This window comes from Kitasatospora arboriphila (genome assembly GCF_039528095.1).
In the GTDB taxonomy this organism is placed as follows: Bacteria; Actinomycetota; Actinomycetes; order Streptomycetales; family Streptomycetaceae; genus Kitasatospora; species Kitasatospora arboriphila.
On sequence record NZ_BAAALD010000064.1, the window covers coordinates 1 to 17,397 of the forward strand.

The following is a 17,397-nucleotide window of genomic DNA, read 5'->3' on the forward strand; positions in this document are numbered from 1 at the left end:
CCCCCCCGAGCCCGCGCACGCCGGGCCGGCCGAGGGGGAGGAGCGGGGCCGGCCCGCCCTGCGGCGGCGCTTCGCCGCGATGCCGGTCCGGGCCGGTGCCGCGGGCTCCGGCACCGGCGACGGCGGAGGCGGCGACGGCGGGCTCGGGACGCTGCTGCCGCACGAGGCCGGGCCGGACGGGGCACGGCCTGGCGCCGGGGCGGACGCGACCGCGCTGGCCGCCGAGGAGCGCCGGCTGCGCACCGCGGTCGGCGAGTTCACCGCCGCCCGGGCCGCCGAGCGCCGCCACGACGAGGCCGGGCGCGAGGCCGCCGACCTGACGCACCGCCGGGACACCGCCGAACAGCTCGTCGAGGACGCCCGGGACTGGCTGGCCGAGGTCGACGCCCGGCTGAAGGCGCTGCAGGCCGAACAGGCCGCCGCGGAGGCCGCCGCGGGGACGGTGCTCCGACTGGACGAGCGGCGGGCCGAGCTGGCCGGCCGCCGCACCGCCGCCGACCGCCGCGACACCGTGCGGGCCGCCCTCGCCCGCGCCGAGCAGCACGAGCGGGACGCCCACGATCTGGCCCTGACCGCCCGGGCGACCACGCTCGACCTGCAGGAGCGCCGGCTGGCCGGGATGGCCGCCGAACTCGCCGGTGCACTGCGCGCCGGCGACCCCTGCCGGGTGTGCGGCGCGGCCGAGCACCCGGCCCCGGCCCGCCCCGGCGAGGGGCAGGTCACGGCCGGGGACCAGCGGCGCGCCGCCGCCGCGCAGGCCGACGCCGAACAGCGGCTGGAGGACGCCCGGCGCACGGTGGCCGGGCTGCGGGCCGACGAGTCCGCGGCCCTGGCCGTCGCCGGCGAGACGGCCTCCGCCGAGCTCGCCGAGCAGCTGGCGGCCGCCGAGGCGGAGCGGTCGGCCGCCGTCCGGCGGGCCGACGCCCTGGGCACGGCCGTCCGCCGCGCCGAGCAGCGCCCCGCCGAGCACCGCCGCCGCGAGGAGCAGCTGCGGGCCGGCGGTGCGGACGCCGCCGCCGCCAACGCCCGGCTGCAGGACCTCGCCGAGGAGCGGCTGCGGCTCGCCGAGCTGGACGGCGACGCCCAGGGCGACGCCCCTTCGGTGGCCGCCCGCGCCCGGCAACTGGACGAGGACGCCCCGGCGGTGGCCGCGGCCCTGGACGCCGTGCACGCGGCGGAGGAGGCGGCCGGACGGCTGTCCGAGGCCGAGCGGGAGCTGCTGCGGGCCACCGCGGAGGCAGGGTTCGCCACCCCGGACGAGGCCCGCGCCGCGGTCCTGCCGGCGGCCGGCAGGTCCGCGCTGGAGGCCCGGCTGGAGTCGCTCGACCGGGCGCTGGCCGCGGTCGAGGCCGAGCTGGTGCGTCCCGAGCTGGTGGCCGCCGCGGCGCCGCCGCCCGCGGATCCGGCCGCGACGGGGGCCGGTCAGGCGCGGGCCGCCGACCGGTTGCAGCGGGCCGCGGCGGAGGCCGGTGCCGCGGAGCGGCGCTGTGCCGCGCTGGCCCGGATCGGCGCCGAGCTGGCACGGCTGGCCGCGGCGCTGGCCCCGGAGCTCGCCGAGCTCGGCCGGATCGGCCGGCTCGCCGCCCTGGTGGCCGGTGCCCCGGCGGAGAACGCGCTGCGGATGCGGCTGGAGTCGTACGTGCTGGCGGCCCGGCTGGAGCAGGTGGCCGCGGCGGCGAGCGACCGGCTGGTGCGGATGTCGGGCGGCCGCTACACCCTGGTCCACAGTGACGGCCCGGTCGCCGGCACCAAGCGCTCCGGCCTGTCGCTGCGGGTGGTGGACGCCTGGACGGGCCGGGAGCGCGACACCGCGACGCTCTCCGGCGGCGAGAGCTTCTTCGCCTCGCTGGCCCTGGCCCTCGGCCTGGCCGACGTGGTGACGGACGAGGCGGGCGGCATGCCGCTGGACACCCTCTTCATCGACGAGGGCTTCGGCAGCCTCGACGAGCAGACCCTGGAGGAGGTCATGGACGTCCTCGACGGCCTGCGCGAGCGGGACCGCGCGGTCGGCATCGTCAGCCACGTCGCCGATCTGCGCAGCCGGATCCCCTCCCAGTTGCTCGTCCGCAAGCAGCGGCACGGTTCGACCCTGGCCGTCGCCGACCGGGAGGACGCCTGAGCCTGTGTCAGCGGCGTTCCGGCCGGGGCGCGGCGGGCCCGCCGATCGGGGTGACGGGCGGTCAGCCCGCGCAGGCGATCCGCTGGGCCTGCTGCCAGGTGCAGACCGCGCAGAGCGCCGAGCCGGCGTGGTCGGCCGGGTACTCGGTCGGCTCGCCGCACAGGACGCAGTCCGCACGCGGGCCGGCGTCGGCCGCCGGGGTGAGGCCCTGCACGGCCCGGTCGGCGGGGGCGAGCTCGCAGACGGCGTCCGTCGCGGCGGCGGTGGAGGTGTCGGGCTCGGTCATGGTCGGCCTCCTCGGCGGTGGTGGGGCGTTCCCGGGTCCGCCCCGGGCGGGTGGGCGGCGGCACCGTCGGCAACGCCGTACGGCGGGCGGGTATGCCCGTCAGCCGAGGAAGCTGAGCCGCACCGTCCGCCGCGGGTTGTCGACGTTGGTGTCGACCAGGACGACGGACTGCCAGATGCCGAGCGCGAGCTTGCCGCCGATCACCGGCAGGGTGGCGTGCGGGGCGACCAGCCCGGGCAGCACGTGGTCGCGGCCGTGGCCGGGGGTGCCGTGCCGGTGCCGCCAGCGGCCGTCCGCGGGCAGCAGGTCGCGGAGCAGGGCGAGCAGGTCGTCGTCGCTGCCGGCGCCCGTCTCGATCACGGCGATGCCCGCGGTGGCGTGCGGGACGAAGACGTTGAGCAGCCCGTCGCGGCCGGCGGCCGCGGTGGTGAGGAAGGCCGCGCAGCGCTCGGTGATGTCGAGGGCGACCTCACCGGTGCCGGTGGTGGTCTCGAAGGTCAGCGTGTGGAAGGTGTCCGCCATGGGGCCATCCTGACGCATGGCCGCCTCGGACCGGCGGATGTCCCGGGGAGTGGGACGGCGGCATGACGAAGACCCGGCGGACGGTGACTGTCCGTCGGGTCGTCGGCCGGGCCCGGCCGGCCCCGGCCCGGTCGCCGCGCGGCCCCCCCTGCCGGGCCGCCGCCGCGCCGCTAGTGCCGGCTGCCGAACAGGCTGCGGCGCAGGCGGCGCAGCGGAGTGAGCAGCGACACCCGGGCGGTGCGCCGGGGCGCGGCCTGTGTGCCGGTCGCACCGGTGCCGCGCGGTGTGAGCTCCCTTATCAGGCCGAGGGCCTCGGCCGTGTCGACCGTCGAGAGCGCGGGCGCGCCGAGTACGGCCAGGTGGCGGTCGATCCGGCGGCCGGTCGTGCCGACACCGCACTGGATCGCCGGCACTCGCGGCCGGGGTCGCACTTGCATCTGTTCCATCGTTTCCCACCCCTACGAGGCGCCAGGGCCGTGAGGCGAAGACTATCCGTGAGTGGCTCTCCGCGCGCAAGCGTCCTGGTGTTCTGCCACCGTATCGTGCGAACGGATCTGACACTTCACCAGACGGCCGTGGCCTCGGTCACGACTGGGCATCGATCACCGACGACACAGCACCGCAGGTCGGGCATATCGGACGCGCTTCAAACCTGTCGGCGGCAGCACGCCGGATGCCGCAGCCGCGTACGGCGGCACGGGCCCGGCGCGCAGGGGGCGGGAGGAGCTCCGGGGGTGCGGCCGGCGGGCAGCCCGCGCGGGTGACGCGGCGGGCGGCCGGGTCACCGGTGCGGGTGAGAGTGCGGGCCTGCGCCGCAGCCCGGCCCGCCTACGGGGGACCATCCGGAGTGCCTTCACAACTTGAACGCGTCTGAGGGATTGACGCGGCGGAAACCTACAAGCAATATTTCCTCAGACACGGAGTTCCCGAGCCACCCCTCGAGACTCCTGTCGAATGAGTTCGACAGATGAAGAAAACTTCCGACACCTGCTGAGTCACTGTCCGGCCGTCTCGACGCTGCGGCGGCCCGACTCAGGTGCGGTGACGGACCGGCGGTCGGTCGTTGAGGGTCGGCCGGACCGCCAAACCGGACTGCCGGTGCCGCCGCTCGCACGGCGCGGCACCGGCGGTCGCGTTTTCCGGCCGCCGTCCGGGGCCGCTGCCCAGTCCCCGGACGGCGGGCCGTGACGTCCGCGCCCGTCGGCGCCCTCTCGACACCCGCCGCGCTTTCACAGTCCGAAGCGGTCGGCCCGGGACACATCCCGACACCCCGGCGATCACTTTCTGTCAACCGGCCGTCCACTTGCGCTCGCTACAGTGGGCTGTACCGGGCGAGCAGCCGCCGACCCACCTGTCCTGCGCGGAGTGAACACGAGCGTGATCCCCCTCCTCAGCATCGTCCTGCCGGTCCACGGAGTGGAGCGCTTCCTCCCCGACTGCCTGGACTCCCTGCGCGCGGAGACCGCCGCCCCCGGCGAGGTCGAGATCATCGCGGTGGACGACCTCTCCCCCGACGGCTGCGGGGCGATCCTCGACCGGTACGCGGCCGGCGACGACCGGCTGCGGGTCCGCCACCTCACCGAGAACCTCGGCCTCGGCGGCGCCCGCGAGGCCGGGCTGGCCGAGGCCGGCGGCCGCTGGGTCTGGTTCGTCGACAGCGACGACCGGCTGCTGGACGGCGCCCTCGACGCCGTCCTCGCCGAGCTGCGCGCCGAGGAGGAGCGGGCCGCGTCCGGGCTGCCCCCGGCCGACGTGCTGCTCACCGACTTCGTGCACGTCTACAACGACGGCGGGACGGAGCCCAACCCCTGGCACCACCACCTGACCGGGCCCGAGCTGGCCGCCGGCTGCACCGCGGCCGACCACCCCGACCTGCTGCGCGCCGTGATGGCGGTGTGGAACAAGGTGCTGCGCCGCGACTACCTGCTGGGCCTCGGCGTCTCCTTCGGCCGCGGCTACTACGAGGACATCTCCGTCACCTACCCGGCGCTGCTCGCCGCGGGCCGGCTGCGGTTCCTGGACCGCCCCTGCTACGCGTACCGCCGCGGCCGCCCGGGGGCGATCACCAGCACCCCCTCCCCCAAGCACGCCGACGCCTTCGCCCAGTACGAGGAGATCTTCGCCTTCCTGGACCGGCGCCCCGGCCCGCTGCGGGCGACCGTCTTCGAGCGGACCGTCCGGCAGGCCCTCACCGTCTACGACACGCCGGGCCTGGTGCCGTCGGCGTCCCGCCCGGACTTCTTCCGCCGGATCACCGCGCACATCGCGCGGCACCGCCCGCCCGGCCACCTCTTCCCGCGCGGGCCGCGCGGACTGCCCTACCGGCTCGCCGCCCGCGGCGCCCGCCGCTCCTACGACGAACTGCGCCGCACCCGCGCCCTGCCGCGGGCCGCCCGCCGCGGCACCCTGGCCGTCGCCCCGGCCGTCCGCCGGGTGGTGCGCGGCGGCGCCCGGTTCGCCGTCTACAACGTCTTCCGCCGGCTGCCGCTGGACGAGCACCTCGCGGTGTACGCCGCCTACTGGCACCGCGGCTACGCCTGCAACCCGGCCGCCATCTACGAGCGGGCCCGCGAACTGGCCCCGCAGATCCGCGGCGTGTGGGTGGTGGAGACCCCCGCGCAGGCCGCCGCGCTGCCGCCCGGGGTGCCGTACGTGCTGCTCAACTCCCCCGGCTACCTGCGGGCGATGGCCACCGCCAAGTACTTCGTCAACAACGTCAACTTCCCGCACACCATGGGCAAGCGGCCGGGCTCCGTGCACCTGCAGACCCAGCACGGCACCCCGCTCAAGAGCATGGGGATGGACCTGAAGGACCATCCGATCGCCGCGGACGGCATGGACTTCGGCCGCCTCCAGGAGGCCGTCGACCGCTGGGACTACCTGGTCTCCCCCAATCCGCACACCAGCGAGCACTTCGCCCGCGCCTTCCCCGGCCGGTACCGGATCCTGGAGACCGGCTACCCGCGCAACGACCGGCTGGCGCTCGCCACCGCCGAGGAGTGCGCCGCCGTCCGCGAGGCACTCGGCATCCGCACCGGGCAGCGCACCGTGCTCTACGCGCCGACCCACCGGGAGGCCCGCGGCGGCTACCTGCCGCTGCTCGACCTGCCCGAGCTGGCCCGCCGGCTCGGCCCCGGCCACACCGTGCTGGTGCGCACCCACTACTTCCACACCGGCGGTGCGGGCGACCTCACCGCCGGTCCCGACGCCGCCCGCATCGTGGACGTCTCCGACCACCCGGTGGTCGAGGACCTGTACCTCGCCGCGGACGCGCTGGTCACGGACTACTCCTCGATGATGTTCGACTACGCCGTGCTGGACCGGCCGATCACGCTCTTCGCCCCGGACTGGGACGAGTACCGGGCCGTCCGCGGCGTCTACTTCGACCTGCTCGCCGAGCCGCCCGGCGCGGTCGCCACCACCACCGGGCAGGCGGCCGACGCCCTGCTGGCCGGCGACCCGGACCCGCAGCTGCGGGCGCGCTTCCGCGAGCGGTTCTGCCCGTGGGACGACGGACACGCCGCCGAGCGCGTCGTCCGGGAGGTCTTCCCGAGCGGCGCGCAGGCCACCGCCCCGGACCGCCGGGTGCTCACGGCCTGACACCGCCCCGGCGCACCGGGTGACGGTCCGTCAGCCTACCGCGTCCGGCTGCGCGACCGCGCGGGTGCGCAGCGTGACGAGGATCTCGGTCGACCCGCCCCGGGAGGGAGTGGACGGACGCCGGGGTGCATGTCGTAGTGTGCGGACTGATCCCGCGCCGACCGGTCGGGACACCGTCGGCCGGCCAGGGAGGGCCCATGCTCAACCTCATCACGAAGCTCGTGCTCAAGCCGCTGGCGAAGACCGTCTACCGGCCGGTCGTCGAGGGCCTGGAGCACGTGCCTCGCAAGGGTGGGGTGATCCTGGCCAGCAACCACCTGTCCTTCATCGACAGCGTGGTGATCCCGCTGACGGCCCCGCGCCAGGTGTACTTCCTGGCGAAGGCCGAGTACTTCACCGGCACCGGGCTCAAGGGTGCGATCTCCCGCGCGTTCTTCACCTCGGTGATCAACGCCGTGCCGGTCGAGCGCGGCGAGATCCGCGCGGCCGCCGCCTCGCTGGAGCAGGCGCTGGAGATCCTCAACGACGGCAAGGCCTTCGGCATCTACCCGGAGGGCACCCGTTCGCTGGACGGCCGGCTCTACAAGGGCAAGACGGGCGTGGCCTGGCTGGCGCTGACCGCCGGCGTGCCGGTCGTCCCGGTCGCCCTGGAGGGCCCGCAGGAGATCCTGCCGGTCGGCCGCCGGATCCCGCGGATCCGCCGGGTGACGGTCCGCTTCGGCAAGCCCCTGCACTTCCCGGAGCTGCACGGCCAGGCCCGTTCGGCCCGGGCCCGCCGCCAGGTCACCGACGAGGTGATGGCGGCGATCCACGAGCTGTCCGGCCAGGAGCTGGCCGAGGCCTACAACGAGGCGCCGAAGGCCGCCTGATCCCGCCCGCGGCCGAGGAAGGCCGCCAGCCGGGCGTTCAGCGCGTCCCCGCCCACCGCGGGCAGCCCGTGGTGCGTGACCCCCTCCAGCACCGCCACCTCGCCGTCCGGCAGCGCCCTACGGGCCGCCGCGGCGACCTTCCGCGCGTCGTGCGCCCCGCTGCGGCCGGCCACCAGCACCAGCACGGGGCCGCGCAGCGCGGCGGCGTCCGGCCGGCGCAGCCGCAGCGGCGGGGCCAGGCCGGGCAGACCGGCGCCCTGCCCGTACACCTCGGCGCAGTCCGGGTCGGCGGTGCCCGCGGTCTCCCGGGCCAGCAGGGCGAGGGCGTTCGCCCGGGTGGGGCGGAGCAGCAGCGGCAGCGCGCGCAGCACGTAGCCGGGCCGGAAGCCGGCGAAGCACTGGGTGGGGTCGAGCAGGGCGAGCCGGTCGACCCGCTGCGGCCTGCGCTCCGCGTACCCGAACGCCAGCAGGGCGCCGTAGGAGTGGCCGCAGAGGTCGGTGCGCTCGGCGCCGAGCCCGTCCAGCAGCGCGTCCAGCCAGGCGGCCAGGTCCTCGCCGGCGCGCAGCGGCCGTCCGCCGGGGGCGCTCCGTCCGGCGTCGCCGGGCAGGTCGACCGCGAGCACCCGGTGCTGCCCGCCGAGGGCGGCGGCGGTGCCGGCCCAGACCGCGCCGGTGGCGCCGCCGCCGGGCAGCAGGACGAGCGGCGGCGCACCGGCCGGGCCGTGGGCGTGCACCCGGGTGGTGCCGTACGGGGTGGGGACGTCGAGTTCGGCGGTGCCGGCCGGCCAGCGGGCCAGCAGGGCGTCGTAGGCGGCGTCGAAGTCCTGGTGCGTGCGGGACGCGGTGCTGGACACGGTTGACCCCCCGGTCGTCTCGGCGACGGTGTCTCGTTGACCAATTCTCTCGCTGAACGAGAGAATAACTCCGGAGGGGTCGACGGAGGAAGGACGGTGGCCGCGGTGACGGAGGAACGGCCGGAGGGGCCGGCGATGGAACTGGTGCACCTGCTGCGCGCGGTGACGGTGGAGTTCGACCTGCTCGGCGCGGAGTTCGCGGCCCGGCACGGCCTGCACCCGACGGACCTGCGGGCGCTCATCCACCTGCTGGACGCGGCCCGGGCCGGCGAGACCGTCACCCCCGGCCGGCTCGGCGCGGCGCTGCGGCTCAACTCGGCCGGCACCACCGGTCTGGTCGACCGGCTGGAACGGCTCGGCCTGGTGGCGCGCACCCGGGACGACCGGGACCGCCGCCGGGTGCTGCTCACCGTGGACGAGAAGGCGGTCGGCCTGGGCTGGTCGTTCTTCGGCCCGCTGATCGGGGCCCTGGTGGGCACGGCGGACGACTTCGACGCCTCGGAACTCGCGACCGTCCGCCGCTACCTGACGGCCGCACTGGCGGCCGCCGCCGCGGCCCGCGAATCCACCGACTGACACCGGGCCCGGCCCGCAGGAGGGGGTGCACCACCAAGGTACGGATGCACCACCAGGGGCGCGTGGGTGCACCCGCGTGGTGCCCCCGTGAGGACACTCCCTAGGCGGCCTCCTCGCGGCGGAGCAGGGCGGCGTAGTGGCCGCCGCGGTCGAGGAGTTCCTCGTGGCTGCCGAGCTCCAGCACCTCGCCGGCGTCGAGCACGGCGATCTGGTCGGCGTGCCGGATCGTGGAGAGCCGGTGGGCGATGGTGATGGTGGTGCGGCCGACGGCGAGCGCGTCGATGGCCTGTTGGACGGCGGCCTCGGTGCGGTTGTCGAGGGCGCTGGTGGCCTCGTCCAGGATCAGCACGGGCGGGTTGCGCAGGATGGTGCGGGCGATCGCGAGGCGCTGCTTCTCGCCGCCGGAGAAGCGGTAGCCGCGTTCGCCGACCAGGGTGTCGTAGCCGTCCGGCAGGGCGGCGATCATGGGGTGGATCTGGGCGGCCTCGGCGGCCGCGACGAGTTCCTCGTCGGTGGCGTCGGGTTTGGCGAAGCGCAGGTTGTCGGCGACCGAGGCGTGGAAGAGGTAGGTCTCCTGGGAGACCACGCCGACCGCGCGGGCCAGGGTGTCGAAGGAGAGTTCGCGGACGTCGGTGCCGTCGATGCAGACCCGCCCGCCGGTGACGTCGTACAGCCGCGGGACGAGGTAGCTGAGGGTGGTCTTGCCGGAGCCGGTCTCGCCGACCACGGCGAGCGAGCTGCCGGCCGGGACCTTGAGGTCGACGCCGGCGAGGGTGGGGCGGTCCTGGTCGCCCTGGTAGCGGAACTCGACGCCCTCGAAGGTGACGTCGCCGCGGACGCGGTCCAGGCGGACCGGGCGGGCCGGCTCGGCGATCTCCACCGGCAGGTCGAGGTATTCGAAGATCCGCTGGAAGAGCGCCAGCGAGACCTGCACCTGCACCCCGGTGGAGAGCAGGCTGACGGTCGGCCGGAAGAGGCCCTGCTGCAGCGAGACGAAGGCGACGAGGGTGCCGACCGAGACGATCGGGGCGCCGCCGGCGGAGGTCAGCCCGGCGGCCCAGTAGATCAGCGCGGGCATCGCGGCCATCACGACCTGGATGGTGGACATCCGCCAGCGTCCGGCCATGTTGACCCGGACCTCCAGGTCGGCGAGCTCGTCCGACTGCCGGGTGAAGTCCCGGGAGAGCGAGTCGGCGCGGCCCATGGTGCGGCCGAGCAGGATGCCGCTGACCGAGAGCGACTCCTGGACGGCGGAGCTCATCGCGGCGAGCTTGTGCTGCCGCTCGGTGGTGATCTTCTTCCGCTCGTTGCCGACCCGGCGGCTGATCCAGACGAAGACCGGGAGGAGCAGCAGCGAGACGACGGTCAGCCGCCAGTCGAGGGCGACCATGGCGACGACCGTGGCGACGACGCCGGTGAGGTTGGAGACCAGCGAGGTGGCGGTCATGGTGACGGTGGACTGCATGCCGCCGATGTCGTTGGCGATCCGGGACTGCACCTCGCCGGTGCGGGTGCGGGTGAAGAAGGCCAGTGACATCCGCTGCAGGTGGGCGTAGACGGCGGTGCGCAGGTCGTGCATGACGCGCTGGCCGACCACGGTGGATATCAGGGTCTGCAGCACGTTGAAGATGCTGTTGACGACCGCGGCGGCGATCATGCCGAGGCAGAGCAGGGTGAGCAGCCCGGTGCGGCCCTGCGGGATCGCGGTGTCCAGGGTGGCCCGCAGCAGGAACGGGGTGACCACCGAGACGACCGCGGAGGCAGCGACCAGCAGGCCGACCACGGCGAGCCGCCCGCGGTAGGGCCGGAACAGTGCGAGGATGCGGCGGAGCTGGGCGGGCGGCGGCGGCTCCGCCCGGTCCCGTTCGGGCGGGGTCCAGTCGATCCGGTCGAGTTTCAAGGGCGACCTCCGGGGGCGGGGGCGGGCGGGACCGCCGGGCAAGGGCTGCATCATCATTAGCCTAACTAATAATGAGCCTGGCCCTATTCCTGGCGGTCCGGCCGCGCCATCCCCAGTCTGGCGTTCAGTTCGGCCCGTAGCTGCGCCCGGCCTTGGAGGAGATCGCGCCCGCCCGGCCGCTCGGCACCAGCCGGGCCAGCGCCACCGCCAGCTTGTAGCGCTTGCCGGGCACCGAGACGGTCTTGCCCAGCACCAGGTCGCGCAGCGAGTCGTCGACCACGCGGTCGGCGTCCAGCCAGCCCCAGGAGGGGATGTTCGAGGTGCCCATGCCGGCCCGCTGGTGGAACTCGGTCCGGGTGAAGCCGGGGCAGAGCGCCTGCAGCCGGACCCCGCTGCCGGCGATGTCGCGGGCGACGCCCTGGGTGAAGCTGACCACCCAGGCCTTGCTGGCCCCGTAGGTGCCGCGCGGGAAGAAGGCGGCGACCGAGGCGACGTTGACCACCGCACCGCGGCCCCGCTCGCGCATCCCGGGCACGGCCGCGCTCGTGATCCGCAGGACGGCCTCGACGTGCACCTTGAGCATGTCGAGCTCGGCCCCGAGCGGGACCTGGAGGAAGGCGCCCTTGTTCCCGAAGCCGGCGTTGTTGACCAGGATGTCGACCGGGTGCTCGGCGTCCCGCAGCCGCTCCTCGACCGCGGTGATGCCCGCGTCGGTGGCGAGGTCGGCGGTGAGCGTCTCGACCCGGACGCCGAAGCGCTTGCCGAGGTCCGCGGCGGCCGCCTCCAGCCGCTCGGTGTCGCGGGCGACCAGGACGAGGTCGCGGCCGTCCCTGGCGAGGCGTCGGGCGAAGGCGGCACCGATCCCCGCGGTGGCGCCGGTGATGAGAGCAGTGGTCATGCGCCGACCGTACTGGGTCGAACCGCCGGGGCGCACGGGCGCCGCCCGTCCCGGGACGGACCCGGGGCGGGCGGCGCGGCAGGGCTGCGCCGGGTCAGGCCCGGTAGGCGGCCCAGGAGTTGGTCATCCGGGTCACCTGGCCCGGGGTGAACTGGTACATGCAGGAGTCGTACGTGTAGTCCATGAAGTTGTGGATCGGGTCGACGCCGGTCTTGGTGGTGCAGGTGTCGCGGCCGGTCGGGCAGGCGTACGCGGCGCTCTTCTCGGCCGGGGTGTCGGCCACGTAGTCGCCGTTGCCGTTGCAGCCGCCCTGGAAGGTGTGGTAGAGCCCGAGCCAGTGGCCGACCTCGTGGGTGGCGGTGTCGCCCTCGTTGTAGTTGGTGGCCGAGCCGCCGGGGACGGAGGCGTCCAGGATCACCACGCCGTCGTCGGTCGGGTTGGAGGAGTAGGAGCTCGGGAAGGTCGCCCAGCCCAGCAGGCTCTGGCCGAGGCTCGCGGTGTAGAGGTTGAGCGCGTTGGCGCCGCCCTTGCGCAGGGTGGACTTCATCTGCGACTCGGCGCTGGAGCCCGGCGTGATGCCGTTGTACCAGGCGGCCTTGTCCGTGTAGTCGGTGCCGGCCAGGGTGAAGGTGAAGGGTGTCGCGGTGTTGCCGGTGCCCTGGCCGCCGTACGCGGCGTTGAGCACGGCGATCTGGTTCGCGATCGTCGCGGCCGACAGCTTGCCCGTCGTGCCGGAGTGGACGACGTGCACGTAGACCGGGATGCTCGTCGCCGCCAGCGCCGAGTCGGCGAGCAGCTGGGAGCCCTGGGAGGTCTTGGCCAGCTTGGCCACGCGGGCCTTGAGCTCGGCGTCCATCGCCTGGGCCTGCACGTCGCTGACGGCGTTCGGCTCGTGCGCGGTGGAGCCGGCGGCGCGGCGGGCGGCCGCGTCCTCTCCCCCGGTGCAGGCCGAGGCGCTCGGCGCGGCCAGCACGGTGGAGGAGGCCGGCAGGGCCAGCTGACCGACCGACAGGACGCCGGCGAGGGCGGCCGCGACGAGCAGCCGGTTGCCGCGGAAGGCCGCGAGGGCAGGACGGATGACACGGGCAGAACGGCGCATCTGCTCTCCCGAGGAGGGTGTGGGGGAATGGCGGCATTGGGGGCCGCCGAGCAGAGGCTACGCATTCCCGCCGTGCACGTGTCAGATGCGTTCCGGCCGCGAAATAGTGCGGACAAATCACTCAAATGCCGGAGGTTTACCGGCCGTTGGGCTGTTCATGGGGAGCTTTTACGCCAACGTAACCGCACCCGGTTGGCCGAAAGCCGTCAGGGCCGGGGTGCCGGAATCCGCCACCCCGGCCCGAGACTGACGGTCAGTCCGCCGTGCCGTCCACTCGACCCGCCGCCGGTTCACCCGGAAGCGTGCCGGTGCTCCGGGCCGCGGTGTCGGCCTCGCCGCCCGCGCCGACCGGCCGCAGCCGCTGGTCCGCGGTCGCCCTCAGCTCCGGCTCCAGCCGGGCCATGTCGCGACGGCCGCCGAGTGCCACCACCGAGGGCACCAGCCAGCGGACCGGCTGCATGCCGCGCAGCCAGGCCTGCGCGTACACGTGCACCGAGCGGCGGGCGATGCCGGCGATCAGCCGGTCCACCGCCGGTCCGAGGGGGTACGTCTTGTTGGCGGGCCAGGGCAGCCGGGCCCGCATCTGCTTGAGCACGGTGTCCTGGTCGGCGCCGCGCACCATGTCGGTGTCGGTCCAGCTGAGGTAGCCGACACCGACCCTGACGCCCCGGTGGGCGACCTCGGCGCGCAGCGCGTGGGCGAATGCCTCGACGCCCGCCTTGCTGGCGCAGTACGCGGACATCAGCGGCGCCGGGGTCAGTGCGGCCAGCGAGGCGATCTGCAGCAGGTAGCCGCGGCTCTCGGTCAGCGCGGGCAGGAAGGCCCGGGCGGTGGCCACGCTGCCGAGCAGGTTGACCTCGATCACCCGGGTGAAGGCGCGATGGTCGCTGTCCAGCAGCGGGCCGCCGATGGCGATGCCGGCGTTGGCCACCACGGTGTCGATCCGGCCGTAGCGGTCCTGGATCTGCCGGGCGACGGCGCTCAGCGCCTCCAGGTCGGTGACGTCGGCCTCCCAGGCGGAGGCGTGCGGACCGCACTCGGCGGCGACCGCCTTCAGCTCGGCCGGCTCCAGGCCGACCAGCGCCACCTTGGCACCCTGCGCGGAGAGCCGGCGGGCCATCAGGGCACCGATGCCGCGGGCGGCACCGGTCACCACCACGACCTGGGAGGACAGGGGCGGGTTCATGCGGTGGCGCTCCTCTGCTTGTCGGCGCGGGTGTCGGCGCGGGTGTCGGCGCGGGTGTCGGCGCGGGTGTCGGCGGCGAGGGTGACGATCCGGCGGATCTCGGCGGCGACCTCGGCGGGCCGCTCCATCGGGGACATGTGCCCGACGCCCGGCAGCTCCAACAGGCCCTGCGGGTCGGGCAGTGCGGCGGCCATCCGGCGGGCGTGCACCGGCGGGGTGAGCCGGTCCCTGCTGCCCACCACCACGGCGGTCGGCGCGGTCAGCCTCGCCAGGCCCGCGGTGACGTCCAGCTCGCCGAGCACCTTCGCCCAGCTGTGCCGGACGGACGTCGGGCAGGCGTGCACGATCCGGGCGCAGGCGTCCACCCGGGCCGCGGGCGTGCCGGGACCCATCGTGGCGTACTTCAGCAGGGCGCGGCTGACGCCGTTGACCGGGCCGAGCGGCAGCTTCGACTCCAGCACCGCACGGTGCAGCGCCCGGCGCAGCCCGGTGCCGCGGACGGCCGCCGGGACGACCAGCAGTTCGGCGACCAGGTCGGCCGGGCCGGTGCTGATCAGCAGCGCGCCCGCCGTCCGGGCGGCGACCCCGCCGCGGTCCGCCGCCGCCATGATCGTCATGCCGCCCATGCTGTGGCCGGCCAGCACCGCGCGGCCGCCGTCCGGCAGGACGTCGGTGAGCACGGCCTCCAGGTCGTCGGCCAGCCGGGCCGTGCCGTACCCGCCGGGGCCGGACGGCACGTCGCTGCGGCCGTGGCCGCGCTGGTCGTAGGCGACCACCCGGTGGTCGGCGGCGAGCCGGTTCACCACCGGCGCCCAGAACGGGGTGGAGCAGGTCCAGCCGTGGGCGAGGACGACCACCGGGGCGCCGGTCGGCCCGTACAGCTCCACGTTGAGCCCGGTGCCGTCGGCGGAGCGGACCCGCCTGATCGCGGCCGGGTCGGGCAGCACGCAGTCCGCGTCGATCATGCCGGGACCTCCTCGGCGGGCGCCGCGGCGGTGACGGCCGCGGGGCGCTTGATCAGCTCGTACTCGGCGAGGTCCACCCGGCGGGTGGCGCGGCGGAAGGCGGTCGTCGACGCGGGCCACAGCACGGTGTTCTTCCCGCTGTCGTCGAGGTACCAGCTGACGCAGCCTCCGGTCGTCCAGACCGTGCGGTCCATCCGGTGCTGCAGTTCGAGGTTCCAGTGCCTCTGGGCGACGGCGGTGGGCTGCATGGCCGTCGCGCCGACCGAGTCCAGGGTGGTGAGCGCGTCCACCAGGTAGTTCAGCTGCGACTCGATCATCAGGATCATCGAGCTGTTGCCGAGGCCGGTGTTCGGGCCGATCACGAAGAACAGGTTGGGGAAGCCGCGCACGGTGGAACCGCGCAGCGCCTCCATGCCGCCCTTCCACTCCTCGGCCAGGCTGCGCCCGCCGATGCCGAAGACCCGCCGGGCGATCGGCATGTCGGTGACGTGGAAGCCGGTGCCGAAGACGATCGCGTCCACCTCGTGCTCGCTGCCGTCCCCGGCCACCAGGGTCGAGCCGCGGACCTCGGCGAGCCGGGAGGAGACCACGTCGGTGTTGGCCGCGGCCAGCGCCGGGTAGTAGGTGTTGCTCAGCAGGATGCGCTTGCAGCCGATCCGGTAGTCCGGGGTCAGCCGGGCCCGCAGCGCAGGGTCCGCGACACCGCGGGCGATGTGCTTCTCGGCGATCTTCTGGACGAGCTTCAGCAGGCCGGGGCGGCGGACGAAGGCGTCCACCTGGAGCTCGCGCAGCGCGAAGAGCGTGCCGCGGCGCAGCGCGCCGGTCGGCGGCAGGGCGCCGTGCAGCCACTTCTCCAGGCCGGTGATCTCGCGGTCGCGGCGCGGCAGCACCCAGGCCGGGGTGCGCTGGAAGACCGTGAGCCGGCCGACCTGCGGCTGGATCGCCGGGATGATCTGGGCCGCGGAGGCACCGGTGCCGACGATCGCGACCCGCTTGCCGGCCAGGTCGTAGTCGTGGTCCCAGCGGGAGGAGTGGAACACCGTGCCGGGGAAGTCGGCGAGGCCGGGGACGTCCGGGATCTGCGGGTCGGCGAGCGGCCCGGCGGCGGAGACCACGGCGTCGGCCGTCCAGGTGCCGGCGGACGTGGTGAGCCGCCAGCGGGCCGGGCCCTCCTCCCAGCGCGCCTCGGTGACCTCGGCGTTGAACCGCAGGTGCGGGCGGAGCCCGAAGGTGTCGGTGACCTTCTCCAGGTAGGCGCGGATGTCGGGCTGGCCGGAGAAGCTGCGCGGCCACTCCGGGTTCGGCGCGAAGGAGAAGGAGTACAGGTGCGAGGGGACGTCGCAGGCACAGCCCGGGTAGCTGTTGTCGCGCCAGGTGCCGCCGACGGCCGCGGCCCGCTCCAGGATGACGAAGTCGGTGATGCCCGCCCGGCGGAGCCGGACGCCGGCGCCGAGGCCGCCGAAGCCGGAGCCGATCACGGCGACCCGCACGTGCGGATGGTCGGTCGCGCCCGCGGCGGGTGCGGCGGGCTGCTTGCTGCGCGATGCCATGCGGCGGCTCCAGGGCAGGTGGCGAGGGTGGGGGGTATGAGGTGCGGGGTGCGGGTGGATCCGGGTGGAGCTGGTGGAACGGCGGGGACTGTCGAGCCTAACCGTGCCAGTAATCACTGGCACGATTGGCAGAGTAGCCGCTGCCGCCCCCGTGCGGAAGGAGCCGGACACGACGTCTCGCGGCGCGACCGCCCTATGCTGAGCGGCGTGGCGGAGATCACCAGCAGCAGCGGACAGCCCCGCGAGTACCGCGTCGAGGAGCTCGCCGCGGCCGCCGGCATCACCACCCGGACCCTGCGCTTCTACCGTGAACGCAAGCTCCTGCAGCCGCCCCGCAAGGAGGGCCGGATCGCCTGGTACGGCGAGCAGCACCTCGCCCGGCTGAGGATGATCGGCGAACTGCTGGACCGCGGCCACACCCTCGGCGGCATCAGCGAACTCATCGGCGCCGGCGAGAGCGGCCGCGACGTCGCCGACCTGATCGGCCTGCGCGACGAGATCGCCGCCCCCTGGTCCGACGAGACCCCCGTCCGGCTCGGCTGGGACGAACTCCTCGCCGCCTTCGGCGACCAGCTCACCCCCGAGAACACCGCCGAGTCCATCGCCCAGGGCTACATCACCGTCGAGGACGACGGCATCACCCACATCAGCCGCCGCCTGATGGACGCCACCCTCGCCCTGGTCGCCGAGGGCGTCCCGCTCGCCGCCGTCCTCGACGTCAGCCGCAGGACCCAGGAACACCTCGACGCCGTCGCCGAGGCCTTCACCGAACTCGCCCGCGACCACCTGCTCGGCGGACTCGCCCACGTCGACGACCTCACCCCCGAGGAGGCCGCCGGACTGACCGAGCGGATCCGCCGGGTCCGCCCGCTCGCCCGGGCCACCGCCGACGCCCAGTTCATGCTCGCCATGGACCGCACCGTCCGGGCCGCGTACGACAAGCTGCTCTCCGAGGGCTGCTGACCGGCGGCCT

The 17,397-nt window shown here is 75.0% G+C and carries 15 protein-coding genes; 5 read left to right on the forward strand and 10 right to left on the reverse strand.

Annotated features, from left to right (window positions below):
• Positions 1–2,119: SbcC/MukB-like Walker B domain-containing protein (locus ABD353_RS27130; RefSeq protein WP_344626304.1), on the forward strand; the 2,119-nt coding region annotated here is incomplete at its 5' end.
• A 61-nt stretch (positions 2,120–2,180) separates the two neighbouring features.
• On the opposite strand, the gene ABD353_RS27135 is transcribed toward ABD353_RS27130, so the two are convergent.
• The 3 genes from ABD353_RS27135 to ABD353_RS27145 all read right to left on the reverse strand — a co-directional run bounded on the left by ABD353_RS27135 (position 2,181) and on the right by ABD353_RS27145 (position 3,373).
• Positions 2,181–2,405: a hypothetical protein gene (locus ABD353_RS27135; protein WP_344626305.1), complete on the reverse strand. Its 225-nt coding sequence runs from the start codon at positions 2,403–2,405 to the stop codon at positions 2,181–2,183.
• Positions 2,406–2,504: 99 nt separating this feature from the next.
• Positions 2,505–2,927 carry a YjbQ family protein gene (locus ABD353_RS27140; protein WP_344626306.1) on the reverse strand — a complete coding sequence of 141 codons (423 nt, stop codon included), beginning with the start codon at positions 2,925–2,927 and terminating at the stop codon, positions 2,505–2,507.
• Between the two features lie 170 nt (positions 2,928–3,097).
• The gene (locus tag ABD353_RS27145) at positions 3,098–3,373 is read right to left on the reverse strand and encodes a hypothetical protein (RefSeq protein ID WP_344626307.1); all 276 of its coding nucleotides are present in this window, start codon (positions 3,371–3,373) and stop codon (positions 3,098–3,100) included.
• 919 nt (positions 3,374–4,292) lie between these two features.
• On the opposite strand from ABD353_RS27145, the gene ABD353_RS27150 reads away from it, so the two are divergent.
• Together ABD353_RS27150 and ABD353_RS27155 are read left to right on the forward strand one after the other, a co-directional pair.
• Positions 4,293–6,527, forward strand: coding sequence for a bifunctional glycosyltransferase/CDP-glycerol:glycerophosphate glycerophosphotransferase (locus ABD353_RS27150; RefSeq protein ID WP_344626308.1), 2,235 nt, complete (start codon positions 4,293–4,295; stop codon positions 6,525–6,527).
• A 197-nt stretch (positions 6,528–6,724) separates the two neighbouring features.
• On the forward strand, positions 6,725–7,396 hold the full coding sequence (locus tag ABD353_RS27155) for a lysophospholipid acyltransferase family protein (protein ID WP_344626309.1): 672 nt from the start codon (positions 6,725–6,727) through the stop codon (positions 7,394–7,396).
• On the opposite strand, the gene ABD353_RS27160 is transcribed toward ABD353_RS27155, so the two are convergent.
• Positions 7,369–8,250, reverse strand: a complete 882-nt coding sequence (locus tag ABD353_RS27160) for an alpha/beta fold hydrolase (RefSeq protein WP_344626310.1) — start codon at positions 8,248–8,250, stop codon at positions 7,369–7,371. The two genes, ABD353_RS27155 and ABD353_RS27160, sit on opposite strands and share 28 nt — an antisense overlap.
• Positions 8,251–8,385: 135 nt before the next feature.
• Between ABD353_RS27160 and ABD353_RS27165 the strand changes: the two genes are divergently transcribed.
• On the forward strand, positions 8,386–8,826 hold the full coding sequence (locus ABD353_RS27165; RefSeq protein ID WP_344626341.1) for a MarR family winged helix-turn-helix transcriptional regulator: 441 nt from the start codon (positions 8,386–8,388) through the stop codon (positions 8,824–8,826).
• A gap of 100 nt (positions 8,827–8,926) precedes the next feature.
• Here ABD353_RS27165 and ABD353_RS27170 read toward each other — a convergent pair whose 3' ends face one another.
• From ABD353_RS27170 to ABD353_RS27195, 6 genes are all read right to left on the reverse strand, one after another.
• Positions 8,927–10,777: an ABC transporter ATP-binding protein gene (locus tag ABD353_RS27170; protein WP_425555260.1), complete on the reverse strand. Its 1,851-nt coding sequence runs from the start codon at positions 10,775–10,777 to the stop codon at positions 8,927–8,929.
• A 73-nt stretch (positions 10,778–10,850) separates the two neighbouring features.
• Positions 10,851–11,624, reverse strand: a complete 774-nt coding sequence (locus tag ABD353_RS27175; protein ID WP_344626312.1) for an SDR family NAD(P)-dependent oxidoreductase — start codon at positions 11,622–11,624, stop codon at positions 10,851–10,853.
• A gap of 94 nt (positions 11,625–11,718) precedes the next feature.
• Entirely contained in the window at positions 11,719–12,723 is a 1,005-nt protein-coding gene (locus ABD353_RS27180; RefSeq protein ID WP_344626313.1) for a zinc metalloprotease, read from the reverse strand.
• Between the two features lie 253 nt (positions 12,724–12,976).
• Entirely contained in the window at positions 12,977–13,909 is a 933-nt protein-coding gene (locus tag ABD353_RS27185; RefSeq protein ID WP_344626314.1) for an SDR family oxidoreductase, read from the reverse strand.
• Positions 13,906–14,874 carry an alpha/beta fold hydrolase gene (locus tag ABD353_RS27190; RefSeq protein WP_344626315.1) on the reverse strand — a complete coding sequence of 323 codons (969 nt, stop codon included), beginning with the start codon at positions 14,872–14,874 and terminating at the stop codon, positions 13,906–13,908. The genes ABD353_RS27185 and ABD353_RS27190 overlap by 4 nt, the downstream gene beginning before the upstream one ends.
• Entirely contained in the window at positions 14,871–16,424 is a 1,554-nt protein-coding gene (locus ABD353_RS27195) for a flavin-containing monooxygenase (protein ID WP_344626316.1), read from the reverse strand. The genes ABD353_RS27190 and ABD353_RS27195 overlap by 4 nt, the downstream gene beginning before the upstream one ends.
• 207 nt (positions 16,425–16,631) lie before the next feature.
• On the opposite strand from ABD353_RS27195, the gene ABD353_RS27200 reads away from it, so the two are divergent.
• On the forward strand, positions 16,632–17,387 hold the full coding sequence (locus ABD353_RS27200) for a MerR family transcriptional regulator (RefSeq protein ID WP_344626317.1): 756 nt from the start codon (positions 16,632–16,634) through the stop codon (positions 17,385–17,387).
• Positions 17,388–17,397: the final 10 nt, after the last annotated feature.

Bases quoted from the DNA above. Each gene is read 5' to 3' on its own strand.
- ABD353_RS27190 (WP_344626315.1), bottom strand. From the start codon at position 14,874: ATGATCGACGCGGACTGCGTGCTGCCCGACCCGGCCGCGATCAGGCGG.
- ABD353_RS27135 (WP_344626305.1), bottom strand. From the start codon at position 2,405: ATGACCGAGCCCGACACCTCCACCGCCGCCGCGACGGACGCCGTCTGC.
- ABD353_RS27195 (WP_344626316.1), bottom strand. From the start codon at position 16,424: ATGGCATCGCGCAGCAAGCAGCCCGCCGCACCCGCCGCGGGCGCGACC.
- ABD353_RS27170 (WP_425555260.1), bottom strand. From the start codon at position 10,777: ATGCAGCCCTTGCCCGGCGGTCCCGCCCGCCCCCGCCCCCGGAGGTCG.
- ABD353_RS27165 (WP_344626341.1), top strand. From the start codon at position 8,386: ATGGAACTGGTGCACCTGCTGCGCGCGGTGACGGTGGAGTTCGACCTG.
- ABD353_RS27175 (WP_344626312.1), bottom strand. From the start codon at position 11,624: ATGACCACTGCTCTCATCACCGGCGCCACCGCGGGGATCGGTGCCGCC.
- ABD353_RS27180 (WP_344626313.1), bottom strand. From the start codon at position 12,723: ATGCGCCGTTCTGCCCGTGTCATCCGTCCTGCCCTCGCGGCCTTCCGC.
- ABD353_RS27185 (WP_344626314.1), bottom strand. From the start codon at position 13,909: ATGAACCCGCCCCTGTCCTCCCAGGTCGTGGTGGTGACCGGTGCCGCC.
- ABD353_RS27140 (WP_344626306.1), bottom strand. From the start codon at position 2,927: ATGGCGGACACCTTCCACACGCTGACCTTCGAGACCACCACCGGCACC.
- ABD353_RS27155 (WP_344626309.1), top strand. From the start codon at position 6,725: ATGCTCAACCTCATCACGAAGCTCGTGCTCAAGCCGCTGGCGAAGACC.
- ABD353_RS27145 (WP_344626307.1), bottom strand. From the start codon at position 3,373: ATGGAACAGATGCAAGTGCGACCCCGGCCGCGAGTGCCGGCGATCCAG.